This is a genomic window from Sabulicella rubraurantiaca (genome assembly GCF_017355885.1).
Taxonomy (GTDB): Bacteria; Pseudomonadota; Alphaproteobacteria; order Acetobacterales; family Acetobacteraceae; genus Roseococcus; species Roseococcus rubraurantiacus.
Genome location: NZ_JAFEUU010000022.1, coordinates 41,744 through 55,978 on the forward strand (window position 1 = coordinate 41,744; position 14,235 = coordinate 55,978).

Annotated in this window: 16 protein-coding genes and 3 pseudogenes; 9 read left to right on the forward strand and 10 right to left on the reverse strand. The window is 65.5% G+C overall.

The window, feature by feature from the left end; translation table 11 throughout:
• Positions 1 to 3: 3 nt before the first annotated feature.
• The gene (locus JTJ31_RS24820) at positions 4 to 438 is read right to left on the reverse strand and encodes a hypothetical protein (RefSeq protein WP_236020538.1); all 435 of its coding nucleotides are present in this window, start codon (positions 436 to 438) and stop codon (positions 4 to 6) included.
• Between JTJ31_RS24820 and JTJ31_RS25450 the strand changes: the two genes are divergently transcribed.
• Positions 350 to 613, forward strand: a complete 264-nt coding sequence (locus tag JTJ31_RS25450; protein WP_408015436.1) for a hypothetical protein — start codon at positions 350 to 352, stop codon at positions 611 to 613. The genes JTJ31_RS24820 and JTJ31_RS25450 overlap by 89 nt on opposite strands.
• A 58-nt stretch (positions 614 to 671) precedes the next feature.
• Here JTJ31_RS25450 and JTJ31_RS22210 read toward each other — a convergent pair whose 3' ends face one another.
• The 5 genes from JTJ31_RS22210 to JTJ31_RS22230 form a co-directional block, all read right to left on the reverse strand.
• Positions 672 to 899, reverse strand: coding sequence for an HWE histidine kinase domain-containing protein (locus JTJ31_RS22210; RefSeq protein ID WP_207540938.1), 228 nt, complete (start codon positions 897 to 899; stop codon positions 672 to 674).
• Between the two features lie 188 nt (positions 900 to 1,087).
• Positions 1,088 to 1,951 carry an oxygenase MpaB family protein gene (locus tag JTJ31_RS22215; protein WP_207540939.1) on the reverse strand — a complete coding sequence of 288 codons (864 nt, stop codon included), beginning with the start codon at positions 1,949 to 1,951 and terminating at the stop codon, positions 1,088 to 1,090.
• Between the two features lie 218 nt (positions 1,952 to 2,169).
• Positions 2,170 to 2,487, reverse strand: a complete 318-nt coding sequence (locus JTJ31_RS22220) for a hypothetical protein (RefSeq protein ID WP_207540940.1) — start codon at positions 2,485 to 2,487, stop codon at positions 2,170 to 2,172.
• Positions 2,488 to 2,683: 196 nt separating this feature from the next.
• Positions 2,684 to 2,974: a type II toxin-antitoxin system RelE/ParE family toxin gene (locus JTJ31_RS25455; protein WP_207540941.1), complete on the reverse strand. Its 291-nt coding sequence runs from the start codon at positions 2,972 to 2,974 to the stop codon at positions 2,684 to 2,686.
• On the reverse strand, positions 2,971 to 3,204 hold the full coding sequence (locus JTJ31_RS22230; RefSeq protein ID WP_207540942.1) for a CopG family ribbon-helix-helix protein: 234 nt from the start codon (positions 3,202 to 3,204) through the stop codon (positions 2,971 to 2,973). Before JTJ31_RS22230 ends, JTJ31_RS25455 begins: the two co-directional genes overlap by 4 nt.
• Positions 3,205 to 3,443: 239 nt before the next feature.
• Here JTJ31_RS22230 and JTJ31_RS22235 point away from each other — a divergent pair.
• Both JTJ31_RS22235 and JTJ31_RS22240 read left to right on the forward strand, forming a co-directional pair.
• Positions 3,444 to 4,235: pseudogene (locus JTJ31_RS22235) on the forward strand (IS5 family transposase).
• 122 nt (positions 4,236 to 4,357) lie between these two features.
• Positions 4,358 to 4,768, forward strand: a complete 411-nt coding sequence (locus tag JTJ31_RS22240; protein WP_207540943.1) for a hypothetical protein — start codon at positions 4,358 to 4,360, stop codon at positions 4,766 to 4,768.
• A gap of 433 nt (positions 4,769 to 5,201) precedes the next feature.
• Here JTJ31_RS22240 and JTJ31_RS24830 read toward each other — a convergent pair whose 3' ends face one another.
• Positions 5,202 to 5,600: a bleomycin resistance protein gene (locus JTJ31_RS24830; protein ID WP_236020547.1), complete on the reverse strand. Its 399-nt coding sequence runs from the start codon at positions 5,598 to 5,600 to the stop codon at positions 5,202 to 5,204.
• Positions 5,595 to 6,301, reverse strand: a pseudogene (locus JTJ31_RS24835) (IS5 family transposase); the annotation flags it as partial. The pseudogene JTJ31_RS24835 and the gene JTJ31_RS24830, both read right to left, overlap by 6 nt.
• 140 nt (positions 6,302 to 6,441) lie before the next feature.
• On the opposite strand from JTJ31_RS24835, the gene JTJ31_RS22250 reads away from it, so the two are divergent.
• The 6 genes and pseudogenes from JTJ31_RS22250 (at position 6,442) to JTJ31_RS22275 (ending at position 10,588) form a co-directional block, all read left to right on the forward strand.
• Positions 6,442 to 6,975: a shikimate kinase gene (locus JTJ31_RS22250; RefSeq protein ID WP_207540944.1), complete on the forward strand. Its 534-nt coding sequence runs from the start codon at positions 6,442 to 6,444 to the stop codon at positions 6,973 to 6,975.
• A 69-nt stretch (positions 6,976 to 7,044) separates the two neighbouring features.
• Positions 7,045 to 7,580 (forward strand): annotated as a pseudogene (locus tag JTJ31_RS22255) (IS5 family transposase).
• 188 nt (positions 7,581 to 7,768) lie between these two features.
• Positions 7,769 to 8,872, forward strand: a complete 1,104-nt coding sequence (ald, locus tag JTJ31_RS22260) for an alanine dehydrogenase (protein ID WP_207540945.1) — start codon at positions 7,769 to 7,771, stop codon at positions 8,870 to 8,872.
• 300 nt (positions 8,873 to 9,172) lie between these two features.
• The gene (locus JTJ31_RS22265; RefSeq protein WP_207540946.1) at positions 9,173 to 9,589 is read left to right on the forward strand and encodes an SRPBCC family protein; all 417 of its coding nucleotides are present in this window, start codon (positions 9,173 to 9,175) and stop codon (positions 9,587 to 9,589) included.
• A 67-nt stretch (positions 9,590 to 9,656) separates the two neighbouring features.
• A complete protein-coding gene (locus tag JTJ31_RS22270; protein WP_207540947.1) occupies positions 9,657 to 10,130 on the forward strand; it encodes a VOC family protein in 474 nt (157 codons plus the stop codon).
• Between the two features lie 281 nt (positions 10,131 to 10,411).
• Positions 10,412 to 10,588 carry a hypothetical protein gene (locus JTJ31_RS22275; RefSeq protein WP_207540948.1) on the forward strand — a complete coding sequence of 59 codons (177 nt, stop codon included), beginning with the start codon at positions 10,412 to 10,414 and terminating at the stop codon, positions 10,586 to 10,588.
• Positions 10,589 to 10,799: 211 nt separating this feature from the next.
• Here JTJ31_RS22275 and JTJ31_RS22280 read toward each other — a convergent pair whose 3' ends face one another.
• Together JTJ31_RS22280 and JTJ31_RS22285 are read right to left on the reverse strand one after the other, a co-directional pair.
• Positions 10,800 to 13,499, reverse strand: a complete 2,700-nt coding sequence (locus JTJ31_RS22280) for a PAS domain-containing protein (protein ID WP_207540949.1) — start codon at positions 13,497 to 13,499, stop codon at positions 10,800 to 10,802.
• Positions 13,500 to 14,006: 507 nt separating this feature from the next.
• On the reverse strand, positions 14,007 to 14,235 hold a 229-nt coding region (locus tag JTJ31_RS22285), incomplete at its 5' end, for a transposase (protein WP_207540950.1).

Below are 14,235 nucleotides of genomic sequence, written 5' to 3' on the forward strand. Positions count from 1 at the left end.
GCCTCATGCCTCGACCCGCTCACGAGCCAGCACGTCGAAGCGGTCGAGCATCGGTCGCGTGAGCGCCTTCCGCCGAAACCTGGTCACAAGAACCAAATGGGAGTGCAGGGCGAAAGCGCAGTGATGGAGGGCGTCTAGCTCTTGCTGTGCCATGACGACCAATCCAATTGCGCTGATCGCGACCGAAGAGTTGAACGTCAAGAACATGACCGCCACGGCCCGCGGCACAGCCGACGCGCCGGGACGGAACGTGCGGGCCAAGGCCGGGCTCAACCGTGAAATCCTCGACACCGCGCCAGCGGCCTTTCTGGCGCTTCTCCGATACAAGGCGACGGAAGCCGGGTCGGAGATGATCGAGGTGCCGACGCGCACCCTCAAGCCGAGCCAGAGGTGTCCGGCGTGTTTGCGTGTCGAAAAGAAGACGCTGAGCCAGCGCATGCATTGCTGCCGTTGCGGGCATGTGGAGCCGCGCGATGCGGCCTCAGGCCGCGTTGCCCTGAACTGGGTGCTGGGGCAGATGCAATCGGGGCGGGAACCGACCCTGCGAGAGAGAGCGGGGGTTGCCCCGCCTGCTCACGAAACTCCATCCATTCCGCAGGATTGGATGGGGTAGTTCATTGCTCGTGCTGCTGCTCCAGGGCCACAAGGGCGTAGGAGAAGAGCTGCCCAGCTTATCTCCGGCCGTGAGGTCGCTCGGCAGCTCGCCAGGGGGCGAGCGCGGCCCGTACCACCTCGGCGAGGTCGGTGGGCTGCCAGTCGGCGCGGGCGATCAGGTCGTGCGCCCGTGCCAGGGCGCCGAGGCGCGCACTGAACTCGGGACCAAAGCGGGAGGGGCCGTCGGCCGTGGCGCGCAGCGTCAGGGCGACCAGGGAATGCACCACGGCGAGCACGTTCTTCACGCGGTGGGCCAGGAAGCTGGCGGTAAGCGGCTCCGCTCTCGACCTCCTCCGCTCTCCTGCCTGCGTTGCTGCCCGCGCTCGTCAACTGCGCACCGGCTCAGTACCCTGCCAGCGCAGGGACCCTCCCCCGCGGCCGGATCGCTGACCAAGGGCTCCAACCTCGGCGGCCACGGCCATCGGAACTCTTCTCAGCGAAACGCCCAACGAAGAGCTTGCGCCACACCGAGCGTTCCGGCGCGCACGAGGGGGCGGGCGAGGAGCGGATTGGGCAACCCGTGCATGCGCCGCGCCCAATCGGGCAGGAGGTCGATGGCCGCTTGGTTGCCCAACGCCTGCACGCGCCCAGCCAGAGGATCGGTCGCGGCCGCCTTCAACACCAATCCGCGGACTTCGCGCGTGCGGGCGTCAGTTCGCAAGTGCGGCCGGTAGTCCATGAACAGGCGGCGCGCCGCCGCCCGGTCGGACGGCACGGGTGCCGCGCCCAGCGCGCGTCCCACCTGCGCCATCTCCGCGAAATAGCGGTCCTGGTCCACCGGAGACATCCCTGGTTCGGCGTAGCGGCGCCAGGCGTTCAGGAAGCTCACCGCCTCGGTGACATGAACCCAGGCCAGCAACGCCGGGTCGTTCGCGGCGTAGGCCGTGCCGTCCGGCAGGGTGCCACCGACCCGGTCATGGATGCGGCGGACACGGGCGATCACTGCCTCGGCCTCCTCGCGCCCGCCATAGGTGGTCAGTGCAATGAAGCGCGCGGTGCGGCGCAGGCGGCCCTGCATGTCGGTTCTGAAATCCGAATGATCCCAGACGCCGGCCAGCACCGCCGGGTGCAGCATCTGGAGCAGCAGGGAGGAAATGCCGCCGACCATCATCGAGGTGACATCGCCATGGACCCGCCACGCCACAGCGTTGGGGCCGAACAGGCCGTCGAGGCGGCGCGCCACCGGCGCCTCGCCCCGCGCGCGATCGTTGAACAGGGCGACGACGCGGCGGGTGATGGCATCCTTGATGGAGCGCGCCGGGTCCGGCCGTGTCGCGGGCGGCATGGTCAGTCTCATGTCGGATCATATGGTGGCGATGCACGCGCAGGCCAGCCGCGGCCCGCGCTGCTTTGCGACGCACGATGTCTGTGCAGGCCTTCGCGACCGCTCTCAGCACCGCCACTGCAGCGACCGCCCGGCCCCTCTCACACCTCGGTCTTCAGGTCTCCGCTAGCACATGCTCTCGTCGGCGGTCATCCCGGTGCCAGCAGTCCTAGGACGGGCGGAAGGGCGGGTCAGCCGTGCGGACGTGCCTGACCACTTTCGGGATACCAGCTGGTGAACTTTGCCGCGCCGACACGGGCGAGGATGATGGCCACGATGCCGGCGCGTTGCGGCATGGCAGGAACGGTGAGGAAGGCGAGTTCGGCCAGCACCGTCACGCCGAAGGCGAGCGCCCAAACGCCTGTAATCACGGAGTTCGTGCGGATGAACTCCGGCCGCCTGCGGACCTCGGGCGGCACCTGCTCGGTGGCGTATTGCAGCGTGAAGGGCCGTCCTGCCACCATGGACGCGAGCACGATCAGCAGTAGCCAGCGTCCACGAGGAGCCACACACCGATCACCGACCATTCAGCGCCGGTCAGGATCGTGTAGAGCGCGAAGGGCGCCGAGGAGGGGCGAAGGTGCCGGCCTCGAGGATCTTCACGCCGCCAGGGCGCAACAGGTCGCGCAGGATCAGGGCGGCGGAGACGGCAGCCCGGCGGCGAGCGCCCTGGCCTCAATGCCTCTTCCGGCCTTCCTGGGGCATTTATGAGCCGTCCCCAGGCGGCCAAGCGCGTGCGCCATGCAGCACGGCGAGCACCTGGATTTCGCGGCCGATGACTCGGTAAGGCACGACGAATGGGGTGCCAGGGATGACCAGCTCGCGGGCGCTTGCGACGCGACCTGTTCGGCCGCGCTCGGGAAACTGGCGCAAGCCGTCGATCGCTTCACGGAGTCGCTTGGCGACCTCAGCAGCGGCTCTTGGATTGTCGAGCGCGATGTAATCCCGCGCCGCATTGAGATCAGCAGCAGCTTGGCGTGCGTATCGGACAATCACCGCCAGCGAGCATAAGCAGCATTGATGTCCTCATCCGTGGCGAACTCGCCGGCCTCAGCCTGACGCAGCCCCTCCTCGATATGGGCGATCTGCCAGCGATGGACGGCCAGATAAGCGTCCACGGCCTCGTTGATGAGGTAGCTGCGGTCGCGATCTGTCACCTGCGCCAGCGCGTCGAGCGCTGCCCGCTTCTCTGCATCCATCCGCACCGTAATAGCGTCGCGTGCCATGCCAGCCAATAATGTCTTCCAAGACACCTGTATTCTATCGTATTACAACGCGATACGCAACCAGTCCATCTCTTCCCTGCCATTTCTGCGCTAAGGCCGAAAAACGGCCACTGCGGGCCACCATCGGCGAACGGCTTGATCGCTTCCGCCCAAGCGAATGCCGCAACCACCTCGAATACTCAGGCTATGCGTCCGACTCAAAACCGGGGACAAAACCGGGTTCTGGGTGTTGAGGGGCAATGGCAGCGCCTCTTGTTCCCGACGATCTCTGGACGGCGATCTCGCCCTTGTTGCCGTCCGCGCCACCGAAGTCGAAGGGCGGACGTCCGCGCGTGCCGGACCGGGTGGCGCTGGCGGGCATCCTGTTCGTGCTGCGAACCGGGATCCAGTGGCGCGACGTGCCCGCCGAGATGGGCTGCAGCGGCAAGACCTGCTGGCGCCGGCTGGTCGAGTGGCACGCGGCCCGGGTCTGGCGGGCCCTGCATCGGACGCTGTTGCGGCGATTGCGCCACGCCGACCGGCTGGACTGGAGCCGGGCTTCGCTCGACAGCGCCTCCCTGTGCGCCAAAGGGGGGGCGCGGAGACCGGCCCCAATCCGACGGACCGCGGCAAATCGGGCACAAAGCGGCACCTGGTCGTCGATGGCGAGGGCACGCCGCTCGGCCTGACGCTGAGCGGAGCCAACCGGCACGACAGCCGCATGATGGCACCCACCTTGGACGCTGTGCCGCCCATCGCGGGCGCCCGCGCCGCCGTCCGAGCAAGCTCTACGCCGATAAGGGGTATGACCACCGCCGCTGCCGCCGCGAGTGCCGGGTCCGTGGCATCGTCCCGCACATCGCGAGGCGTGGCATCGCAGCAGCGAGTGGCTGGGCCGTCACCGCTGGACGGTCGAGCGGACCCTCGCATGGCTCGCCCAGTTCCGTCGCCTGGCCGTCCGTCATGAGCGCCGCGCCGACGTGCACCTCGCCCTGACCACACTCGGCATCGCCGTCATCTGCATGCGTCAGGTCAGACGGTTTTGTCTCTGACTTTCAAAGGCGGACCCGAGGCTCTTTTTCGGACAATGGCCGGCACCCTCGGAGTGGCCAGGACAACCATGACAGTCTCCGGACGCTTCAAGCTTGGTTGCCAACATGAAAGGGGCGCAAGCATGTCCGACAAATCCGCAGACCCTGCGAACTCTCGGCGACACCACGATAGAACGCCTGGCTCGCCTGCCGACCGCAGCGCCAAGACCGCGGTACCCGACACCTTTCCCGCGAGCGATCCGGTGGCGGCCACCCCCGCCGTCGGGACACGTGCGGCCGATATGACCGAGATGATGGACGCTTCGGATAAGTCGAACGTGGCCGACCCGACCATGGTGAGTGCGCGTTTCCAAGACCATGTCACGGCCAAGCTGGCCGTTGAGAAGTTGGTGCGCGACCTTCCGCTGGACCAACGCTGCGCCACGCTTTCGGAAGAGGGAGGCAAGACAACGCTGGAGATCACCCTCTCAAAGTCCGACAAGGATCGGGCGGTGGAGATGTTGCGCGGCAGCGGTGGTGACCTTTCGCTGTGACGTGAAGAGCCGGCCATGAGGAGCCGGGTGGCACGCAGCGGCAACGTGCAAGCTTGGCTGAAGGCTGCCGGGGTCGACCGCCAGCCCTCACCGAAGCCAAGTTCCGTGCGCGCTTGAGCCAGTCTGGTGCAGCGGTTCATCCGCGTGCGCGAGACGAGGGTCCCGGCCGAATTGCCCACCCGGTCTGCGGCTTGGCGAAGATGGTCACGCGCGCCGTGAAAGAACTCCCTCAAGACGACAGCGCCAGCACCGGCCACCCAGATCGGGCCGGCTGCTGGCGGATGGAAGGTGCATCGCTGCGCGCCGGCCGTGCCGTTTGCACCGGTGACCGACGCACCTGACGCAAGCGGCCGGACCTAGAGGGTGTTATGGACCTAACTGGCGGTTGTGGCCGCCGTTAAGGTCAAGCGCCGCTTTGACTGAAAAGGAGATGTTACTCCGGTTGCCGCTGCCCAAGGTTCTCGGCAAGGCGCACGAGATACCCATCAGGATCTTGGACAAGGCATTCCCGCTGGCCGCATTCCACCGGTCCAGTTCGATACCAAACCTCGCTCGGCTCCTCGAAGAGAGGCCACCGGGCTGCATCGAGTCCAGTCAAGATCGGAGCCAAACGGTCAACCATGATCTGGAAGTTCACTCCACGTCCGTAGGGGCGTTCTAGTACACCGGTGTCCCAGCGGCCGTTGCGTTGGCACAGCATGATCTGTGCGCCGCCTTGTGCGAGGTAGGCGAAGCGTGCGGCTGGTCGATCATAGGCTACCGTGAAACCGAGAAGGTCACACCAGAAGCGCAGGCTTGCATCGAGGTCTTGAACCGCCAGTTCCGGGGTCAGAGCTGTCTTCTCGTAGCGGGTCGCCACCGCGCGCCATTCTTTGAGCCGGGCCCAGAGGTTCTCCACGAGGCGCCGGCTGGCGTAGGCCCAGTCGGGGCAGGCGACGGGCGCCTCGTTGCGCTTAGCCGGGACGGCGGGCCGGGCACCGGAGTTCCAGATGTGCTGGCGGAAAGCGTGGCTGCTGTATCCGCGGTCGGCCACCACCCTGAGCGGCACATCGGGCAGGCGCGCAAGCAGCGGCACAGCGTGAGGCAGCTCATGAGCCTGCCCGGGCGCGAGCGCAAAGGCCACCGCCCGGCCCGCGCCATCGGCGATCACGCACGCCTTCGTGCCGAAACCACCGCGCGAGCGCCCAAGGGCTTGCGCCGTACCACTCGGCCCCGCCGCCTCCGCGGCTTTTTGTTCGGCGCGCCCGCGGCCTTCTAGTGAGCGCGGATGGCGGTGCCATCGAGAAACGCCATGCCGAGCGCCACGCCGTGTGCTTGTGCCAGCCGTAGAAGCCGCTCTCACACCCCGAGGCGCGACCCCAAATGAAGGTCTGGGCGGCCATCCAGGACCTAACTCGGAGGGAATGGCGCGCCACTTGGCCCCGTTCTCGTGCCGCCAGAGGATCGCCGCAGATAACTTGGCGGTACCTTGGCGTGCGGCCGGCAGGCTTCGATCAGCGGTTCCAAAACCGCCCAGCGTTCGTCGGAAAGCATCCGCTCGCCTCCGCAAAGCAAGCCCAACGCCGCGACGCGCCCCAGGTTCAGGCGCTAACGGGCCCTTGGTCCTGAGCCCATAAATGAAGTATCGCTGAGGTGGCGGAATGCTTACGGCTGAGGAGGTAGGCTGCCGTATCATGCGCTTGCTCTTCATCTATGGTCCTGTGGCGTCGGGTAAGCTGACCATCGCGCGGCTGGTCGCCCAGCGTGCTGGCCTGTCACTGTTTCATAATCATCTGATCGTCGACGCCGTCGCAGCCGTATTTCCGTTCGGCTCCCAGGAGTTCGTCCGGTTGCGAGAGCACTTCTGGATTGAAACATTTTCAGCAGCCGCCAAGGTGGGGCAATCCCTAGTCTTTACCTTTGCTCCGGAACCTACAGTGGCCGCCGACTTCCCGGCTCGTGTGTCTCACTTGGTTGAAGCGCTTGGCGGAGAGGTGATCTTTGTGGCGTTAGACCTGGCGTCGGACGAGCAGGAACGCCGGCTCGTTGACCCTTCTCGTATGGCGCTCGGCAAGCTTCGGTCCCCGCAAATCCTTCGAGACCTCCGAAATTCTATGGCCGCCTGCATGCAGGAAATGCCGCAGCCTGCCATACGTATCGACACTGGAGCAACTACACCAGAACAGGCGGCCGACGCGATCCTTCAGATGATGAAAAGGCTCAAATGAACGACCTCTGCAGGAGCGTTTGCCGGTTAGCAGCTTTTACACTGCATCGGAATGTGATTCCACGCCGGCATGAGCCGATATGACCTGGCCGACTTCGAGTGGCGCGTGATCGAGCCGCTGCTGCCCAACAAGCCCCGAGGCGCGACGCGCGTAAGCGATCGCCGCGTGCTGAACGGCATCTTCTGGGTGCTGCGCTCTGGTGCGCCTTGGCGGGACCTGCCGGAGCGCTATGGCCGCGCACCACCTGCTACAACCGCTTCAACCGATGGCGGCAGGCGGGTGTGCGGGACCGGCTGATGGACGCCATTACCGCCGCGCACGATGGCGACACTCAAATGATCGACAGCACTTCCATCCGAGTGCACCAGCAGGCTGCGACGGCAAAGGGGGGGGTGCAGATCACTGTCTCGGTCGATCACGCGGCGGGCTCACGACCAAAATCCATGTTTTACCGCGAGCGCAACCTGATAGAGCGGTTTTTCCCCAAGCCGAAGCACTTCCGCCGCGTCGCCACCCGCTACGATAAGCTCGCCGCCAAATTCCTCGCGATGGTCCAGCTCGCCTCAATACGCCTGTGGCTTCGCGCTTATGAGTCTACGGCCTAGTTCGAGCCGGAGGAGAAGCATTTACACGACGCCTCCCCTGGCTGTGCTATGACTCATCTGGCGGTTGCAGAGACACCTAGTGGGAGTGGTACGACTTTGCTGGAGAACGTCACCGACAAGCAGTACGCGGCCAAGCCCGCGCAGCCCGTTCCGGAAGCAAAGCTGTAAAGCGTCAGGAGAAGAAGATCGTGCTCATCGGTGTCCCGAAAGAGGTGAAGGTCCACGAGTACCGGGTTGGCTTGGTCCCCGCCTCTGTTCGGGAATTGACCACAAGCGGGCATGCCGTCATGGTTGGAGCCGGCGCCGGTGCCGCTATCGGCTTCACTGACCGCATGTATGAGGAAGCGGGAGCGCAGGTCATCGACGATGTTGCGCGCATCTTCGCCGAAGCAGAAATGATTGTTAAGGTGAAGGAACCTCAGCCTGCAGAATGGGCGCGGCTTCGTGAGGGGCAAGTTCTCTTCACTTATCTCCATCTCGCTCCTGATCGCGAACAGACCACAGGTCTCATGTCGTCCGGAGCGACCGCGATCGCCTATGAAACGGTGACGAATCCGCAGGGGGGGCTGCCACTGCTGGCGCCAATGAGCGAAGTCGCAGGCCGGATGGCGGTCCAAGTCGGTGCGCGGTGCCTCGAGAAGGAAGCGGGCGGCGCAGGCGTGTTGCTTTCGGGCGTGCCCGGAGTGCAGCCCGGTCGTGTGACCATCATCGGCGGTGGCGTCGTCGGATCGAATGCAGCACGGATCGCGCAAGGTATGCGTGCACAGGTCACGGTGCTTGATCGCAGCCTTCGCGCACTGGAGGCACTGGACATCGAGTTTAAAGGCACCGTTGAGACGATTTTTGCCACGAGTGACGCCGTGGAAAGGGCAGTACTCCAGGCGGATCTCGTGATCGGCGCAGTGCTGGTGCCGGGCGCCGCGGCCCCCAAGCTTGTCTCGCATGCAACCGTCACCAAGATGCGGCAAGGCAGCGTGCTTGTTGACGTCGCAATCGACCAGGGAGGATGCTTCGAGACGTCCCGCCCGACCACGCACGCTGACCCGACCTATGTGGTCGACGGCGTCGTCCACTACTGCGTGACGAACATGCCCGGAGCGGTGGCGCGCACTTCCGCTGTGGCGCTGAACAACGCGACCCTGCCCTTCGTGGCCGAGATCGCCGCAAAAGGTTGGAGGCAGGCGGCGGCTGAGAATCGGCACATCGCGGCGGGCGTCAACGTGCATGCGGGCAAGATCACGCATCGGGCAGTGGCCGAAGCTATGGGCCTGCCCTTGGCCTCGCTCCACTGATGAGGCCGCGATGGTCTCACCGTTCGCAGTTCCCATACAATGGGACCAGCACAGCTCGGCTCGGATTACTGCAAGATTGTAGGGGTGGCGGGGCTGAGCGGCGGGTGGCGTCGGTGGCCCCATCCGGTCCGCGCAGACCGGTCTGCGCGAAGCCTCGCCCTGCACACCCAGGCCGCGTTGGAGAGGGCGTTCGTCCTGAAAAGGCGAGGGGCGAAGTCGCAAATGCCCTTGACAGCAGCGGCCACCTGCGTCGCCACATTGAGCTTCTGTTCCGCCAACCGTGCAGCACGGAGGAGCCTTATGCAAATCACGGTTGAGACCAATGTCGGCGCACCGATCGCCGAAGTATGGCGTGCCTACACGACGCCTGAGGACATCTGTGCCTGGAACGCGGCCTCGGATGACTGGCACACCACGCACGCGTCGGTCGATTTGCGCGAGGGTGGCACGTTCTCGTCGCGGATGGAGGCGAAGGATGCCAGCATGGGCTTCAACTTCGCCGGGACCTATACGAAGATCGTTCCGCACGAACTGATCGAGTACACTTTCGGCGACCGCATGGCCCGCGTGGAGTTCGCGCAGGCACCGGCGGGTGTCAGGGTGCGCGTGACCTTCGACGCTGAAGCGACTCATTCGGAAGAACAGCAGCGTGACGGCTGGCAGGCGATCCTTGACCGTTTTGCGCGGCACGTTGAGACGTCGCGGCCCGCGGCATGAGCCTGGCGCGGCCGCGCGAAGGGCGAGCTGAGTGGAACGATCTTCTTAGGAGTGGAAGAAAGACACCATGCCGAAGAACACGATCTGCCTCTGGTACGACAAGGACGCCGAGGCTGCTGCCCGTTTCTACGCGGAAACCTTCCCCGGCAGCAACGTCAAGGCCGTGCATCGTGCCCCAAGCGACTACCCCTGGGGCAAGGCAGGCGACGTGCTGACGGTGGAGTTCACGGTGGCCGGCATCCCGTGTCTCGGCTTGAACGGGGGGCCTGCGTTCAGGCACAACGAAGCCTTCTCCTTCCAGATATCTACCGAGGATCAGGGGGAAACCGACCGCTACTGGAACGCCATCGTTGGCAACGGCGGGGAGGAAAGCGCCTGCGGGTGGTGCAAGGACCGGTGGGGCATCTCGTGGCAGATCACGCCGCGCGTCCTGACCGAGGCGATGGCGGCTGGCGGCGATGAAGCGAAGCGGGCTTTCGAGGCGATGATGACGATGCGGAAGATCGACGTCGCCGCGATCGAGGTGGCACGCTGCGGGTGACCCAACCGGCGTGCGCCTTCTTTTGCGCGCTCCCGGTCACCCCTCTTCAGCGTTTGGGGACGGAACGTGTAACATTCACGCGATCGAGAAGCGCGCCAAGCAGTCCAACACGCAATTCACCAATTCCCCTGGATAGGTGGCCCCGGGCTGACCTCCTGGATATGCGCAGGCAGCATCTATCGAGGCGATAGATGTAATCGCCTTCAGCGATGGAGAGGGATCGCTATTCTGGCTTCACGCCCCGAGCCGGGCACGCCACTCGAAGCCAAGGAGCAGATCCTATGTCCTCCATCATCACGTCCTCCTTTCCCGCCGGCCACGCCCTGGAGGACGGCCAGCTCGGCATCCTCTCGGGCGGCCTGAGCGTGATGGGCGCGGTCGGCATCGGGCTCGACGTCATCGCGGGCGGCGCCCTGATCGTGGCGACAGGCGGGAGCATGTCGGACTTCTTGCGCTGATGATAGAGTAGGGGAATGCCAGACGGGTTCGGGGAGACCAACGTCAGCGGCTTTTCCGAACAGACGATCACCGCTGCGGCCAAAATATGTCTGGCTGTTTCGCGGGCGCTGGGGAGAACACCTGAAGGGGAGCGCCTTCCTCTGCGTCCAGGCCGGCAGTCTCGGCCGCTCCCCTTACCACAGCCGTCCTCCACAACGCGCCGCTCAGCATCTACAGGATCAAGCTTGCAATGCGCTCAGCCAGCTCTGCGTTACGGAATGGCTTGGTCAAGCGCGGGAGGTCGGGGGTAACCCCCTCGGCCTCGGCATAGCCCGACACGATCAGCACCGGTAAGTCCGCCTGCGACGCTCGAAGCTTGCGGGCCAGGTCTACCCCGCTCATTCCCGGCATTAGATGATCGGTGACCAGCAGAGCTGGCCTTATACCGCCCTCAACGAGGCGACACGCCTCCTCGGCCGAGCCAGCCTCGATCACTTCAAAGCCGAGGTCTATCAGCATGTCAGCCGTACTCATGCGCACAAGGTCCTCGTCGTCGACAAGCAGCGCCAGACCTCGACCCTTCTGGATTTGGGGTGAGGACGCGTCGGCTTCGCTTGCCTCCAACGGCGCCGCGCTGACCGGAAGCCAAAGCCCGATCGTTGTGCCGCGGCCAAGCGCGCTGTCGATGGTTAGCCCGCCGCCGAGTTGGGCGGTGAGGCCGTGCACCATCGACAAACCAAGACCCGTGCCCTTGCCGACGCCCTTGGTCGAGAAGAACGGCTCCACGGCTCGCTTGACCGTTGTCTCGTCCATGCCGACGCCGGTGTCGGTGACGCACAGCACGACATATCGCCCGCGCTGGAGCTTCGCCCGATGCTCGCCGCGCACGCCTTCGCGCTTGGCCTCAATCGTTAGCATGCCTCCGTTTGGCATGGCATCGCGTGCATTCACGGCGAGGTTGAGGAGCGCCATCTCGAGCTGGTTCTGATCGGCGGTTACCGGCGGCAGGTCGGGTCCAAGTTCGACCCGCACGTCTATCTGAGGCCCGAGCGTCGAGCTGATCAGCGCGGCCATGCCCTCAACCACTGCCCGCAGGTCGACCGGCGTCGGCTGGAGCGGCTGGCGCCGCGCGAAAGCGAGCAGGCGTTGGACCAGCGTCTTTGCTCGCTCGGCTGATTGAAGCGCGCCGTCGATGAGCCGGCGCTCGCGCTCGCTGCCCACGCCGCGGCGCATCAGCATATCGAGCGAGCCGATGATGGGTGTCAGCAGGTTGTTGAAGTCGTGAGCGACGCCACCCGTGAGCTGGCCCATCGCCTCCAACTTCTGCGACTGGCGCAGCTGTTCCTCGGCGGCAAGCTGGGCAGTCAGGTCGCGGCTGGCGCCGATCAGGCGATGGATGCGGCCCTCCGCGTCGCGCACCGGCACCAGCACCGTGTCCCAGTAGGTCGGTCCGCCGTGCAACTCGAACGTCTCGCGGTACTGGTAGACCTCGCCCGATTGAAGCACGCGGCGATAATGGCCGGTGACCTGCGCCGCGAGCACTGGAGGCAAGATCTCGTCGAGGCGCTTGCCACGCACGTCGGCGAGCGACAGCCCGATGCTCGCTTGGTGCGCCGGATTGAGATCCTCGACCGTGAAGCCGCCGTCTTCGAGCACGTTTACCACGAACAGCGCCTCGGCCGTGTTCTCGAAGTAGGCGCGGTAGAGCGCGTCCGCTTCCTGGCGCGCCGCCTCGGCCGCCGCTAGGCGCCGCTGCTCCTCGATGCGCGCGGTCACGTCGTAGGCGAACTGATATGCCGCCACCGGCTCGCTGTCGGCGCCCCGCAGTACATCGTACTTCATCTCGTAAAAGCGGCGCGCAAGGCTGCGATCGCCGAACTCGCCTACCTCGGTGAACGCCTCGCCGGCGAGCGCGCGGGCCCACACCGCTTTCACGGCGGCCCGGTGCTCGGACTTTCCGGCAAGCACGCCGAGCATCGAGTCACCGACTTTCGGGCGCACGCCGAAGATGCGCTCAAACTCGTCGGCTGCCGCCTTGTTGATCGCGAGCCATCGGAACTCCCGGTCGGCCACCTGCACGAAGGCGTCGGTGCCTTCGACGATGTCGGCCAGCAGCTTGCGCTCGGCGAGCGCCTCGGCGACGCGGCGCTCCAGCATCTCGTTCACCTCGCGCAGGCGCGCCTCGCTCGTGCGCAGCGCTTCCTCGGCTAGCTTCGTCGCAGTAACGTCGCGGGAGACTGACAGGAGCTTCTCCGGCCTTCCGTCCGGGCCATTGATCGCGCTGACGATCACGTCCCACCAACGGGGCGATCCCTTTATGGTCGTGGCGAAACCTTGGAAACGGCCCGTGCCTCCGCGCCCCGCTTCGGCGAGGGCCGCGACCGCCTTCTCGTGCTCCTCACCCCGCCAAAAGTCGGGCCACCATGCGCCGCGGACCGCGCTGAAGTCGTCCACCTCCATGACGCACATGCCGCCTTCGCTCATGAACTCGAGACGACCGCCGAGATCGAGCACTTTGATGCAGTCGGCGGACGCCTGGAGGATGCGTCGGTTGAACTCCTCGCTTTTGCGCAGCGCGCGCTCTGCCAGAACGCGCCCGGTCGTTTCCGAGACGATACAGAGGACGCCACCGACTGACCCGTCCGCCTCAGGCACCGCCGAATAGGAGATGTCGAAGTAGACCGTCTCACCTTTTCCGCCGTGACGCTCGATATAGAAGGGCCGATCCTTCGCCGAGAAGGTCTCGCCGGTGTCACGCACCCCGCGCAACAGCGGCTCCAGGTCGTCCCAGAGTTCAGCCCAGTTTTCGCGCGCCGGCTGGCCGAGCGCGCGCGGGTGCTTGTCTCCGATCGTCGGCGCGTAGGCGTCGTTGTAGAGCGCGGCGTATTCCGAGCCCCAGAACAGCACGATCTGTGCCTCGGCGCGGAGCATCAGGGCAACCACGTTCCGTAAACTCGGCGACCACGCATCGGGCGGACCCAGGGGCGAACCCGACCAATCGCGGGTACGCATAATGTGACCCGTGTCTCCGCCGCCTGCGGGGACCGCAGGAGTGTCCAGTTTCGGCTTCGGCTCTACCGGCGTCTCCAAGGATCAGCTCTGTTGTTCGTTGCGATGAAGTCGCTGAAGCAAGATTGTTATTCAACAAGTAGCAGAACCCCTCAGCCCGGTCACTCCACTCGGCATCGGTCCAGAAGGGGAACGCTTTCCCCTGCGCCGAGCCTGTCGCCTCGTCCGACCCCTTCTGCGGGGACGGCGCTGGGTGCGTCGGGTGGGCATGGTGCCAAGCCCAGCAAAGCAAGCATGAAGAGAACAAGCGCTGCCGTCTCCCTGTTCCAAAATGCCGCTACCGTTCAGGATCGGGCGGGTCAGAGCAGCGAAGTAATGGAACAGGGGCCCTTGATGTTCTTGATTTTTTTAACACTCTCAAATCCCGCTTCATAAAGTGCGTGCGATGCGGCGCAGAAGCACGGCCGCGGCGGCGATTGTGAAGAACGCGGCGGCCGAACTCGCGGTGGCTTCGTGGCCACGGGCGAGACGCCGGCAGCGGCTGGTCCAGCCGAAGGTGCGCTCGATCACCCAGCGACGGGGCTGAACCGCGAAGCCTTGTGCATCCGGAGCACGGCCGACCAGCTGGACCGTGACGGGCGTCGCGGTGGCGACGCGC

Bases quoted from the DNA above. Each gene is read 5' to 3' on its own strand.
- JTJ31_RS22270 (WP_207540947.1), top strand. From the start codon at position 9,657: ATGCCGAAGAACACGATCTGCCTCTGGTACGACAAGGACGCCGAGGCT.
- JTJ31_RS25450 (WP_408015436.1), top strand. From the start codon at position 350: ATGATCGAGGTGCCGACGCGCACCCTCAAGCCGAGCCAGAGGTGTCCG.
- JTJ31_RS22280 (WP_207540949.1), bottom strand. From the start codon at position 13,499: ATGCTCCGCGCCGAGGCACAGATCGTGCTGTTCTGGGGCTCGGAATAC.
- JTJ31_RS22265 (WP_207540946.1), top strand. From the start codon at position 9,173: ATGCAAATCACGGTTGAGACCAATGTCGGCGCACCGATCGCCGAAGTA.
- JTJ31_RS22250 (WP_207540944.1), top strand. From the start codon at position 6,442: ATGCGCTTGCTCTTCATCTATGGTCCTGTGGCGTCGGGTAAGCTGACC.
- JTJ31_RS22215 (WP_207540939.1), bottom strand. From the start codon at position 1,951: ATGAGACTGACCATGCCGCCCGCGACACGGCCGGACCCGGCGCGCTCC.
- JTJ31_RS22240 (WP_207540943.1), top strand. From the start codon at position 4,358: ATGTCCGACAAATCCGCAGACCCTGCGAACTCTCGGCGACACCACGAT.
- JTJ31_RS22275 (WP_207540948.1), top strand. From the start codon at position 10,412: ATGTCCTCCATCATCACGTCCTCCTTTCCCGCCGGCCACGCCCTGGAG.
- JTJ31_RS24820 (WP_236020538.1), bottom strand. From the start codon at position 438: ATGCGCTGGCTCAGCGTCTTCTTTTCGACACGCAAACACGCCGGACAC.
- JTJ31_RS22230 (WP_207540942.1), bottom strand. From the start codon at position 3,204: ATGGCACGCGACGCTATTACGGTGCGGATGGATGCAGAGAAGCGGGCA.